Origin of the sequence: Streptomyces muensis, assembly GCF_021474425.1 — a bacterium.
In the GTDB taxonomy this organism is placed as follows: Bacteria; Actinomycetota; Actinomycetes; order Streptomycetales; family Streptomycetaceae; genus Streptomyces; species Streptomyces muensis.
On sequence record NZ_JAKEIP010000035.1, the window covers coordinates 40195 to 52850 of the forward strand.

Here is a 12656-nt window from a genome sequence, read left to right on the forward strand (position 1 = left end):
CGCCGGTGCGGGCGGTCACCTTCTCGTCACTTCCCGGTCACTGTATGTATCGCTTGTGATGGACAGCACGCCAGGCCAACGTTTCGCTGTGGTAACCATGAGGAAATTTCTCGTACTTGTGCTGATAACGTGACCACGGTCCCGGCAGCTGAGACGCCCGCCGCCGTAGACCCAGCCGAGCACGCCCGGTCGTCCGACGCGGACCACGGCTGACCTCCCGCAAGGCACCCCACTGGGGGGTGGAGTGCTGCGCGAAAGCCGTTCGCCGCCGCGACAGAGTCGGCGAACGTCCAGGGACGTGGACGTGCTGCGCTCGACAAACGTCCCTCCCGACCCGGCACGACGTGGTGCGCCCCTTGAGGTCGCCGAAGAGGAGGGGGAGTCGATGAGTGACGCCCAGGAGTTGATACCGGCTGCCAAGCCCGTCATCGACGAGCAGGAGATCGAGGCCGCGGTGCGCGTGCTGCGCAGCGGCAGGGTCGTCCAGGGCCCCGAGGTGGCGGCCTTCGAGGAGGAGTTCTCGGAGCTGGTGGACGGACGACACTGCGTCGCGGTCAACTCCGGCACCTCCGCGCTGCATCTGACGCTGATGGCGCTGGGCCTCGGCCCGGGCGACGAGGTGATCGTCCCGTCGTTCTCGTTCGCCGCCTCCGCCAACGCCGTACGGCTCGTCGGCGCGGACGTGGTCTTCGCCGACATCGACGCCGACACCTTCTGCCTCGACCCGGCCGCCGTCGAGGCCGCGATCACCCCGCGCACCGCCGCGATCATGCCGGTGCACCTGTACGGCCACCCCGCCGCCATGGACAAGATCATGGTGATCGCCGAGAAGCACGGACTGGCCGTCGTCGAGGACGCCTGCCAGGCGCACGCGGCCGCGCTGAACGGCACGCCGGTCGGCGCGTTCGGCAGCGGCGGAACGTTCAGCTTCTACCCGACCAAGAACATGCACAGCCTCGAGGGCGGCATGGTCTCCACCGGCGACGCCGAGATCGCCCGCACCCTGCGGCTGCTGCGCAACCAGGGCATGGAGCAGCGCTACGCCAACGAGATCGTCGGCGCCAACGTCCGGATGACCGACGTCTCCGCCGCGATCGGCCGGGTGCAGCTGGGCAAGCTGCCCGGCTGGACCGAGCGCCGGATCGCCAACGCCGCCTACCTCACCGAGCACATCACCGCGCCGAACGTGGTCACGCCGAAGGCCGCCGAGGGCGCCCGGCACGTCTACCACCAGTACACGGTGCGCGTCCTGGGGGACCGCGAGGCCGCCATGGCCCGGCTGACCGAGGCCGGGATCGGCAACGCGGTGTACTACCCGACCCCGATCCACCGGCTGAAGCCGTACTGGGAGCCGGACCAGAAGGCCGGCCGCACCTGGGACCTGCCCGAGACCGAGCGCGCGGCCGCCGAGGTCGTCTCGCTCCCGGTCCACCCTGCTCTGACCCAGCAGGACCTGGACCGCGTCGTGACCGCTGTGAACACCCTGGGGGAGAAGCTGTGAGCAACGGAAGACCCTTGCGGGCCGGACTGGTCGGCCTCGGTTCGATGGGGCGCCACCACGCCCGTGTCCTGGCCGGTCTGGACGGTGTCGACTTCGTCGGCGTCGTCGACCCGATGGGCGACACGTACGGCGCCGCGCAGGGCGCGCCGGTGCTCGACACCGTGGAGCAGCTGCTCGCGCTCGGCGTCGACTACACCGTCGTCGCCTGCCCCACGGCCCTGCACGAGGAGGTCGGCCTCCAGCTCGCCGAGGCCGGGGTGTGCGCGCTGGTCGAGAAGCCGGTCGCCGACACCGTCGAGGGCGCCCGCCGCATGGTCGAGGCGTTCGAGTCGCGCGGCCTGGTGGCCGGCGTCGGCCACATCGAGCGCTGCAACCCGGCGCTGCGTTCGCTGCGCGCCCGCCTGGAGGCCGGTGAACTGGGCGACGTCTACCAGGTCGTCACCCGTCGTCAGGGCCCCTTCCCGCACCGAATAGCCGACGTCGGTGTGGTCAAGGACCTGGCCACGCACGACATCGACCTCACCGGCTGGGTGACGGGGCGCGAGTACGTGTCCATCGCCGCGCACGTCGTCTCCAAGAGCGGCCGCCCGCACGAGGACATGGTCTCCGCGGTCGGCCGCCTGGACGACGGCACGATGGTCAACCACCTGGTGAACTGGCTCAGCCCGCTCAAGGAACGTTTCACCTCGGTCACCGGCGAGCGCGGCTGCTTCATCGCCGACACCCTCACCGCCGACCTCACCTTCCACTCCAACGCGGCCGTCGCCACCGAGTGGGAGGCACTGCAGGCCTTCCGCGGCGTCGCCGAGGGCGACATGATCCGCTACGCCATCCAGAAGCGGGAACCGCTGCTCGTCGAGCACGAACTGTTCCGGGACGCCGTCCTCGGCAAGCCGGCCGACATCTGCACGCTGCGTCAGGGCATGCGGACGGTCGAAGTGGCTGCGGCGGTGCTGGAGTCGGCGGTGTCGGGACGCAGTGTTGATCTTCGGGCGGAGGAACTGGCAACCCATGGCAGCTGAGAACCACGCGGCGGCGCGGCCAGCCACGCGCGGGCGGATCGTCATGCTCGTCGACAACGGCGTCAACGGCGACTCGCGCGTGCAGAAGGAGGCCCGCTCGGCCGCCGAGGCCGGCTGGGACGTCGTCCTGCTGGGCAAGGCCAGGGGCAGGAAGGAAGAGACCTGGCAGATCGGCGATGCCGAGGTCCGCCTGATCCGGGTGCCCGGACCGATGGCCCGGCGGCGCCACGAGTACCGGCGCGCCGTGCTGCGCTCCCCGCTGGCCTACAAGCCCGGGCCGCTGGCCGGGTACCGGCGACAGAGGGTCAAGGCCTGGCGTGCCGATCTCAACATCCGGCTGATCCTCGCCCAGCGGGAGGGCTCGGCCCTCGCCCGGCTGCGGCTGCTGGTGCCGCGTCTGACCGCCCGGCTGATGTACTCCTGGGTGAAGCTGCGGCACCGAAGGACCCTGGCGCTGGAGAAGCGCCGCAAGGCCATGGACTCGGCCCTGGACCGGTTCACCACGGCCTTCTGGCAGAAGACCATGGGCGACCGCAGCTGGCGCCGGCTCGACCCGCACCTGTGGGACTACGAGCTGGCCTATGGCAAGGTCATCGACGAACTCAGGCCGGACCTGATCCACGCCAACGACTTCCGCATGCTCGGCGTCGGCGCCCGCGCCACGCTGCGCGCCCGCGCCCGGGGCAGGAACGTCAAACTGGTCTGGGACGCCCACGAGTTCCTGCCCGGCATCAAGCCGTGGAACCCGCATCCGCGCTGGCATGTCGCCCAGTGCGCGCACGAACGCGAGTACGCCCGGCACGCCGACGCCGTGACGACGGTGTCGGACACTCTCGCCGGGATGCTCCAGGAGCGGCACGGGCTGAAGGCGAAGCCCACCGTCGTCCTCAACGCCCCGGACGCGGAGGTCTCGCCAGAGCAGGCCGCCGAGCCCGTCCCGGACCTGCGGGAGCTGTGCGGCATCGGGCACGACGTGCCGCTCACCGTCTACAGCGGAGCGGCCGCTCCGCAGCGCGGCCTCGACATCATGGTCGAGTCCCTGCCGCTGCTGCCCGAGGTGCACACCGCGTTCGTGGTGCTCAACACCGAGTCCGAGTACATGCGGACCCTGCGGGCGCGGGCGGAGGAACTCGGGGTCGGCGACCGGCTGCACATCCTGCCGTATGTGCCGCACTACCAGGTGGTGCGGTTCCTGTCGGCCGCGGATCTCGGGGTCATCCCGATCCATCACTGGCCGAACCACGAGATAGCGCTCATCACCAAGTTCTTCGAGTACTCCCACGCGCGGCTGCCCCTGGTGGTCAGCGACGTGAAGACGATGGGCGCCATGGTCGAGAAGACCGGCCAGGGCGAGGTGTTCCGGGCCGAGGACTTGGAGGACTACGTGCGTGCGGTGAAGTCGGTGCTCGGCGACGCCGAGCGGTACCGGGGTGTATACGACACGCCCGGTCTCCTCGACCAGTGGACGTGGGAGGCACAGGCCGAGGTGCTGGACTCCGTCTACACCGGGCAACTGCCCGGCAGCGGGTCCCGGCGGACGTCCGACCGGAGTGCGGCGGAGGCGCGGGCATGACCACCCCCGACGTCAGCGTGATCGTCGCTGTCTACAACACCATGCCCTACCTGACGGAGTGCCTGAACTCCCTGGTCGGGCAGAGCATCGGCCGGGAGCGGCTGGAGGTCGTCGCGGTCGACGACGGGTCCACCGACGACAGCGGAGCGGAGCTGGACCGTTTCGCCGCTCTGTACCCGGACACCGTCAAGGTGATCCACCAGGCCAACTCCGGCGGGCCGGCCGCGCCCAGCAACCGGGCCCTCGACGTCGCCACGGGCCGTTACGTCTACTTCATCGGCTCCGACGACTACCTCGGCGAGGAGGCGCTGGAGCGCATGGTGGCGGCCGCCGACGAGCACGGCTCGGACGTCGTAGTCGGCAAGATGGTCGGCACCAACGGGCGGTACGTGCACCAGGCGCTGTACAAGGAGAACGCGGCGGACGTCAGCCTGTACGACTCCGCGCTGCCGTGGACCCTCGCCAACACCAAGCTGTTCCGGCGGGAACTGGTCGAGCAGCACAAGCTGCGCTTCCCCGAGCACCTGCCCGTGGGCAGCGACCAGCCGTTCACCATCGAGGCGTGCGTGCGCGCGAAGCAGATCTCGGTGGTGGCCGACTACACCTGCTACTACGCGGTCAAGCGCGGCGACGCCAGCAACATCACCTACCGGGCCGACCATCTGGCCCGGCTGCGGTGCACCGCGGAGATCATGGACTTCACCGCGGGGATCGTCGAGGAGGGCCCGCGGCGCGACGCCGTGCTGCGCCGGCACTTCACCTGGGAGCTGGCGAAGCTGGTCCAGGACGACTTCCCGGCCCTCGACCGCGAACTGCGGCGGGAGATCTGCGCGGGGATCGCCCGGCTCGCCGACACCTACTTCACCGACGGCATCCGTGACGCCATGGACGTCAAGCGCCGGGTGCGGATCTGCCTGGCGCAGGCCGGCGCGGTCGACGAGCTGTGCGAGGCGATCACCTCGGAGAAGCAGCACGGGGCGCCGCCGTTCGTCGTCGAGGGCGAGCGCGCCTATGCCCGCTACCCCGGCTTCCGCGACCCCCGTATCGGCCTGTCCGACCGCTGCTTCGAACTCGTCGGCGAGGCGGTCCCCGGCCGGCTCGCCAAGGGCACCGAACTGCTCGCCTCCGCCTGGGAGCAGGAGGGTGAGGGCATCACCTACACGGCCTCGGTCAAGGTCGGTGTCCTCGGTGACGTCGACAGTGCCGTCCTGCGGTTGGCGCAGGGCGCCATGCCCAAGTCGGCCGACAAGCCCGGCGCCAGGAAGCTGCCGGCCGGGCACAGCCTCGCCGCGCCGGTCGGCGAGTTCAGCACGGAGCTCGCTGAGGACGGCGCCGGCACGGTGCTGCACGCCCGCGTCCCGCTGGAGCGGCGTACGGCCAAGCTGGGCGTCCGCCTCTACGTGGACCTCGCGGGTGCGACGTACGAGATCCCGGTGCGCGGCAAGGGCAAGCCGATGCCGCTGGCGCGCCGCTGGGGCGCCTACGAGGACCCGTACCGGGCGTCCGCCCTGGTCAACCCCAAGGGACGCGTGGTGATCGACACCGCCCGGATGTTCCCGCCGAAGCCGTCACTGGCCGAGCGGGTGAAGGCGCGCCTCGCCCGCAGCGTACGGCCCCGACGATCCGCCGCCGCGAAGCCGAGCGGTGCCAAGAGGAAGTAGTAGCGACCGTCCATGAACATCTGTGTAGTAGCGCTCGGCAAAATCGGTCTCCCGCTGGCCGTGCAGTTCGCCTCCAAGGGCCACCGGGTCATCGGCGCGGACGTCAACGAGAAGGTCGTGGAGCTGGTCAACGCCGGCACCGAGCCGTTCCCCGGTGAGCACGACCTGGACGTCAAGCTCAAGCAGGCCGTCGACGCCGGGCTGCTGACCGCGACGACGGACACCGCGGCCGCGGTCGCCGAGTCCGAGGCCGTCGTCGTGGTCGTCCCGCTGTTCGTCGACGCCGAGGGCGTGCCGGACTTCGGCTGGATGGACGCCGCGACGAAGGCCATCGCGCAGGGCCTCAGGCCCGGCACGCTGGTGTCGTACGAGACGACGCTCCCGGTCGGCACCACCCGCACCCGGTGGGCGCCGATGCTCGCCGAGGGCTCCGGCCTCACCGCCGGCGAGGACTTCCACCTGGTCTTCTCGCCCGAACGCGTCCTGACCGGCCGGGTCTTCGCCGATCTGCGCCGCTACCCGAAGCTGGTCGGCGGCATCGACGAGGCGTCGGCGGCCCGCGGTGTGGACTTCTACGAGCAGGTCCTCGACTTCGACGAGCGCGACGACCTGCCGCAGCCCAACGGCGTCTGGGACCTGGGCACCGCCGAGGCCTCGGAGCTCGCCAAGCTCGCCGAGACCACGTACCGCGACGTCAACATCGGCCTGGCGAACCAGTTCGCGCGCTTCGCCGACGCCAACGGCATCGACGTCAAGAAGGTCATCGAGGCCTGCAACTCCCAGCCGTACAGCCACATCCACCAGCCCGGCATCGCCGTCGGCGGCCACTGCATCCCGATCTACCCGCGGATGTACCTGTGGAACGACCCGGCGGCGACCGTCGTGCGCTCCGCCCGCGAGGCCAACGCCGCGATGCCGGAGTACGCCGTCGACCTGCTCGCGGCCGCGTACGGCGACCTGACCGGCGCGGGCGTCCTCGTCCTGGGCGCGGCCTACCGCGGCGGCGTCAAGGAGACCGCCTTCTCCGGCGTCTTCCCGACGGTCGAGGCCCTCAAGGCGCGCGGCGCGGTGCCGTACGTCTCCGACCCGATGTACACGGCGGAGGAACTGACCGCCCTCGGCCTCACCCCGCACGCCGGCGAGAAGGTCACCGCGGCCGTCCTCCAGGCCGACCATGCCGAGTACCGCGAGCTGACGCCGGCGGATCTGCCGGATGTCACGGTGCTGGTGGATGGGCGTCGTACCACCGACCCACAGGCCTGGAAGGGCGTCCGGCGGGTCGTCATCGGCGGCTGACACGACGGTCGTCACAGGATCCGGCCCCGGCCAGCCGGCCGGGGCCACCCCCCCCACTGCCCAGGAACCCCGTACGTGTCCGTCGCCCCCACCGCCCCCACGGCACCGGCCGAGGCACAGACCCCCGCCCGCGTGCTGCGCCACCGGGCTGCCCTTCCCCTGCTGGTCTGCGTCCTGTACGCCGTGCTCCAGCTCGCGGCGGGCCCGCAGTGGACGCTCTTCCCCGACTCCTACCGCTACGCCCGGGCCGCCGAGCAGTACCTCGGCGCCTCGCGCGAGGAGGCGCACGGCACCGCGCTCGCCGCCTACTGCGCGAGCCGCGCCGCGCGCACGGCGCACGAGGAGCGGCTGCAGCCGCTGACCCGGCAGAGCGAGCGCGCGATCGAGGCGGGCGAGGAGCGCGAGTGCCTCGACCGGTGGGCCGACGCCCCCGATATCACCACGGGCGACGCCCGCTACCAGGCCATCTTCTCCACCCGGCCCGGCTATCCGCTGCTCGCGGCGCCCTTCGTGGGCGCCTTCGGGGTGCTGACCGGCATGCGGGTGCTCGGGCTGGTCACGGCCGCGGCGGGCTCGCTCCTGGTGTTCGGGCTGCTGCGCTGCGCGGGACTGGGCAGGAGGGCCGCCGCCGCGGGGCAGGTGGCTTTCCTGGCCACTCCGCTCGGCTGGTGGAGCGCCCAGGCGCTGGGGGAGGGGCTCTTCACGCTCTGCACGCTCGGTGTGCTGTGGGGCGGTCTGCTGCTGATCCGCAACCGGCGGCTGCCGACAGCGATGGCGATCACGGTGGTGTCGTACGTGGCGGCGGTGATCACCCGCTACTCGTCGGTCCTGGTGCTCGCGGCGCTCCTGACCGCCGCCACGGTCGGCGCCCTGTGTGCCTCGCGTCGGCTGCGGCACCGGGGCACGGTCGTGTTCGCGGGGCTGTCCGCCGTTGCCGCCGGCTCCGTCGCCGTGGCGATGCGTGTCCTCGGCCTGCCGTCCTCGCAGATCACCCTTCAGGACACCTTCACCCGGCACTTCACCGCTCCCGAGGTCGCCGACCCATGGGGAGCGCTGTTCGGCCTGGCCGCCGGGTTCTGGCGGCACTGGTTCGCCGAGCAGGCCGCCCTGCCGTACTTCCTGCTGCTCACAGCCCTTGCGGCATGGGCCCTGGCCACATACGGTGACGGGCTCGGCTGGCTCGCGCTCGCGACCGCGCTCACGGGTGCCTGCCTGGTCACCGCACACCCTCTCGTCCAGGAAGCCGACCGGCTCGGAGTCCTGATGTGGATGCCCGTCGTCCTGGGTCTGCCCCTGATCGTCGAACGCCACTGGGCCATGCGTCCGGTGCGGGAGCTGGAGAAACGCCGTGCCGGTGCCTCGGACAGTCGCTGAGAGGCTGATCAGCCTCACCCGCTCGGTGAGCTCCGCCCTGGCCCGGGCGGGGGCGCCGACCGCCGGGGCCCTGCTGCTGGGCTCCCTGGGCCGACGCGCCGGCGGGCGTAGGCGGAAGGCCGACCTGCTGGCCGAGGCAGCGCGGCTGGAGCTGTCGTACGGCCGTACCCCGCGCCGTCTCGTGGACGCCTATGCGGCCGAACTCGCCTGCGCGGACTCGCTGCACAAGCAGGGGGACAAGAAGGCGGCCACCGCCTCGCTGGCCAAGGCGCTGATGCTCGCCTTCCACCGCGTCCCGCATCTCGACGGACTGTCGTCCCCGCTGGCCGAGGATCCGCAGGGCTTCACCGCCCCGCTCCATCGCAGCCGCGTCCTGCGCGCGACAGCGGCCCCGCGCGGCCGCGCGACGCCAGCCGCGCCCCCTCCGGCGGACCGGCCGCTGCGGCTGCTGATCGTCAACCGGTCCAACGCCAACTTCCTCCCCCTCATCACCGCGTACTACGAGCAGCACCCCGACGTCGAGGTCCGCACCCTCGATCTGGCCGCCGACCCGGAACTCGCCCCCCTCGCCAAGGGGCTGCAACGGATGATGGAGCGCTCCGTCGGAGGCCAGGTGCCCTACGGGCGCAAGATCGAGCAGGCACTGCGCCCGCACCTCGACTGGGCCGACACGGTCTTCGTCGACTGGTGCACGGTCGCCGCGGCCTTCGTCACCCTGGTCGACCCCGGCACGACCCGAGTGGTCGTACGGCTGCACAGCTTCGAGGCCCTCAGCTACTGGCCGCACATCATCGACTTCTCGCGTGTCGACGACCTCGTCTTCGTCGGCGCCCACGTGCGCGATCTGGTCACCGCCGCGGTGCCGCGGCTACAGGGCGAGGGCGGCCCTCACCTGCATGTGATCCACAACGCGATGGACCTGCCCGTCTTCCGGCGCCCCAAGCACCCCGATGCCCGCTTCACCCTGGCTCTGGTGGGAATCGGCCAGGTCGCCAAGGACCCCCGCTGGGCGGTCGAGGTGCTGCGGCTGCTGCGCCGGCACGACGACCGCTATCGGTTGCTGCTCGTCGGCAGCGGCATGAACCCCGAGACCGGTCCCGCCGTACGCGCCTACCACGAGCGGTTGGAGCGGGACCTCGCGCGACTGGAACCGTCGGGTGCCGTCCGCCGGACCGGACACACCGACGACATGCCGACCGCGCTCCAGGAGGCCGGGGTGATCCTCAGTACGTCGGTGCGGGAGAGCTTCCACTGCGGGTTCGTCGAGGGCGCCGCCAGCGGTGCCGTGCCCGTCGTACGCGACTGGCCGTTCTTCGCGGGCAGGCCGCAGGGCGCCCGCACGCTCTTCCCACCGGAATGGGTGGTCGGTACGCCCGAGGAGGCGGCGCGGCGGATCCTCGCCACCACCGCCACCGAGGAGACCTGGCTGAAGGCGGGCCAGGCGGCCGCCGAACACGCGCTCTCCGCCTGGGACTGGACCGTCGTACGCGACGATTTCGACCGGCTGCTGCTCGGCGGCCACAGGAAGGTTCAACAGTGAGCTACACCATCAAGCCCACCGCCCAGGTCGACGACAGCGCCGAACTGGGCGACGGGACCACCGTGTGGGAACTCGCGCAGATCCGCGAGAAGGCCCGCCTCGGTGTGGGCTGCGTGATCGGCCGCGGCGCCTACGTCGGCACGGGCGTGCGGATCGGCGACAACGTCAAGCTGCAGAACTACGCCCTGGTGTACGAGCCGGCCGAGCTCGGCGACGGTGTCTTCGTCGGCCCCGCCGTCGTCCTCACCAATGACCACTACCCGCGCTCCGTCGACCCCGAGGGCAAGCAGAAGCGCGGCGGCGACTGGGAGGCCGTCGGCGTCAAGGTGGCCGAAGGGGCCTCCCTCGGCGCCCGTTCGGTCTGTGTCGCCCCGGTCCACATCGGCCGCTGGGCGCTGGTGGCGGCCGGCGCCGTCGTCACCAAGGACGTCCCGGACTTCGCGCTGGTGGCCGGCGTCCCCGCCCGCCGCATCGGCTGGGTCGGCAGGGCCGGGGTGCGCCTCGTCGAACGTGAGGGCGAGCCGGGCACGTGGGAGTGCCCGCAGACCGGCGCCCGGTACGCGGAACGGCCGGTCGAGGGCGCCGATGGCACGACCGTGCTGGTGGAACTGCCGGCCGAGTGAACCACGGCGCCGCCGGCGCGCCCTGGTGCAGGTTGCACGCAGCCCCCATCCGACCGGGATGGGGGCTGCTGAGCGTCCCCATGCGGTGTCGGCCTGCGAGGTGTGAGCAATGAGCGCCGCGCTCCCGAAATCGATCAGGTGGTCAAATGCCGGGCGAGCGCGATGACATGAGTTGTCATCACATATCGGCCCTGCGCGATCGAGGCCCCGTCGACGGTCTTCGCGGGGTATTTGCGTTACTTGTGAGGCCCATGTGACGCATGTCACCATCATTGATCACATACGTGTATTGCGTGTGCACATCAAGTGAAGGAATGATCCTCTGGCCTTTAATCGCTCTTTATCTTGAGGTGTCTGTGCCAAGGGTGGGGAAAACATGGCGGCGCAGTGCGGCCGCCGCTATCGCAGGGGCGTTCCTGGCCTGGGGGGTGGGGACCGGCGGCACGCCCGCCGCGGCCGCCGTCGCCTGCCCGTCGGGCGTCGAATCCGACTTCAACGGTGACGGGACCAGGGACACCGCCGTCGCCGATCCCGAGGCGACCGTCGACGGCGTGGCGAAGGCCGGTGCCGTGCACGTCGTCTACGGCGGCGGCAAGGGGACCACGACGCTGACCCAGGCGCTCGACGCCGTCCCGGGCGTGCCCGAGACGGGCGACCAGTACGGCTACTCGATGGCCGTCTACGACGCCGACCTCGACGGCTGCAGCGACCTGGTGGTCGGCGCGCCCTACGAGGACATCGGCACCGAGCCCGACTCCGGTGCCGTCCATGTGCTCTACGGCTCCACCAGCGGGCTGAACGCCGGCAGCAAGCCGGTCAAGGAGTTCTTCCAGGGCACCGACCGGCCGCTGGGCGGCGGTGCGGAGGCCGACGACTGGGTCGGCTACGCGGTCGCCGCCGGCAAGACCTCGTCCGGCTCGCCGTTCCTGCTGATCGGCTCCCCCGGCGAGTCACTCGGCACCACCGAGGACGCCGGAGCCTTCTACTACGTCAGCGGCACCGCGCAGAACGTCGTGATGGTCCATCAGGACACCGACGTCGCCGGCGCCGTCTCCGGCACGGCCGAACAGGACGACCGCTTCGGCTCCTCCCTGGCCGCGACCCCGACCCACTTCGCGGTCGGCTCGCCCGGCGAGGCACTCGGCTCCGTCACCTTTGCGGGCGGCGTGGGCTACTTCAACCACACGCTCACGTCCGGCTACCCCAAGCCGCTCGGCGGACTCGGCCAGGACCAGGACACGATCAGCGGCGCCGAGGAGGTCGGCGACCAGTTCGGCGACGCGATCAGCATGGTGCCGTACCGGCCCTCGGGCGCCACCTCCACCACCGAGTCGCTGCTCGTCGTCGGCGTTCCGGGCGAGGACCTGTTGACCACCGTCGACGCGGGCGCCGTACAGGTGTTCCGGATCACGTCGAGCGGTTCGTTCTCGCAGACCGCCTGGATCGACCAGAACACCGCGGACGTCCACGAGGAGGCTGAGGCGGGCGACCTCTTCGGCAAGCGGCTCGCCGCCGTCAACGTCTCCCCGAACATCACCTCCACCGGCACCACCACCCGGGTCGCCATCGGCGTGCCCGGCGAGGAGTGGGCCGAGGACAACGCCGACAAGGGCGGCGTCCAGATCGCCCCGCTGGTCGGCGCGCCCGGCGCCTCCGACAGCTGGATCGACCCCGGCTACGGCATTCCGTCCGCCGCCGCACCGCGCATGCTCACCGGCCTCGCCCTGGGCGCCACCCCCTCGCTGCTGTACGTGGGTGTGCCCTACGGCCCCGTCGAGGGGCGGGCCGTCTACGGCTTCCCGTGGAACGTGCCCGCCGGCGGTGCGCCGACGCAGACCTTCAAGCCCGGTGAGGGCGGCATTCCGGCCGGCGGCGTCGCGTTCGGCGCGACGGTCCGCTGATCTGACGGGACAGGAACCATGACACCGATACACAGCGGGCGCGTGCCCGCGCACAGACCCGGCCGGCCGCAGAGCACCGGAGTGCTGCGTCGCGCCGCACTCGCTGCCGTCGTCGCGGGTGCCGTACTCACCGGCACCCTCGCCGCCCTCCCCGGCGGTACCCCC

Annotated in this window: 9 protein-coding genes; all 9 read left to right on the forward strand. The window is 71.6% G+C overall.

The genetic code is table 11. The annotated features are described in order from the left end of the window. The first annotated feature begins 385 nt into the window (after positions 1-385). Positions 386-1501 (forward strand): DegT/DnrJ/EryC1/StrS family aminotransferase, encoded by a 1116-nt coding sequence (locus L0P92_RS12355; RefSeq protein ID WP_234762609.1) that lies wholly within the window; start codon positions 386-388, stop codon positions 1499-1501. A 44-nt stretch (positions 1502-1545) separates the two neighbouring features. Then, positions 1546-2523 (forward strand): Gfo/Idh/MocA family protein, encoded by a 978-nt coding sequence (locus L0P92_RS12360; protein WP_234762620.1) that lies wholly within the window; start codon positions 1546-1548, stop codon positions 2521-2523. Then, positions 2513-4096, forward strand: a complete 1584-nt coding sequence (locus L0P92_RS12365; RefSeq protein WP_234762610.1) for a glycosyltransferase family 4 protein — start codon at positions 2513-2515, stop codon at positions 4094-4096. Before L0P92_RS12360 ends, L0P92_RS12365 begins: the two co-directional genes overlap by 11 nt. Next, positions 4093-5757, forward strand: coding sequence for a glycosyltransferase family 2 protein (locus tag L0P92_RS12370; RefSeq protein ID WP_234762611.1), 1665 nt, complete (start codon positions 4093-4095; stop codon positions 5755-5757). Before L0P92_RS12365 ends, L0P92_RS12370 begins: the two co-directional genes overlap by 4 nt. A 12-nt stretch (positions 5758-5769) precedes the next feature. After that, positions 5770-7053: a nucleotide sugar dehydrogenase gene (locus L0P92_RS12375; protein ID WP_234762612.1), complete on the forward strand. Its 1284-nt coding sequence runs from the start codon at positions 5770-5772 to the stop codon at positions 7051-7053. Positions 7054-7128: 75 nt separating this feature from the next. Next, on the forward strand, positions 7129-8427 hold the full coding sequence (locus L0P92_RS12380; RefSeq protein WP_234762613.1) for a hypothetical protein: 1299 nt from the start codon (positions 7129-7131) through the stop codon (positions 8425-8427). Between the two features lie 25 nt (positions 8428-8452). Beyond that, a complete protein-coding gene (locus tag L0P92_RS45465) occupies positions 8453-9967 on the forward strand; it encodes a glycosyltransferase (RefSeq protein ID WP_234762614.1) in 1515 nt (504 codons plus the stop codon). Beyond that, positions 9964-10590: an acyltransferase gene (locus L0P92_RS12390; protein ID WP_234762615.1), complete on the forward strand. Its 627-nt coding sequence runs from the start codon at positions 9964-9966 to the stop codon at positions 10588-10590. The genes L0P92_RS45465 and L0P92_RS12390 overlap by 4 nt, the downstream gene beginning before the upstream one ends. A 365-nt stretch (positions 10591-10955) precedes the next feature. Next, positions 10956-12491, forward strand: a complete 1536-nt coding sequence (locus tag L0P92_RS12395) for an FG-GAP repeat protein (RefSeq protein ID WP_234762616.1) — start codon at positions 10956-10958, stop codon at positions 12489-12491. Positions 12492-12656: the final 165 nt, after the last annotated feature.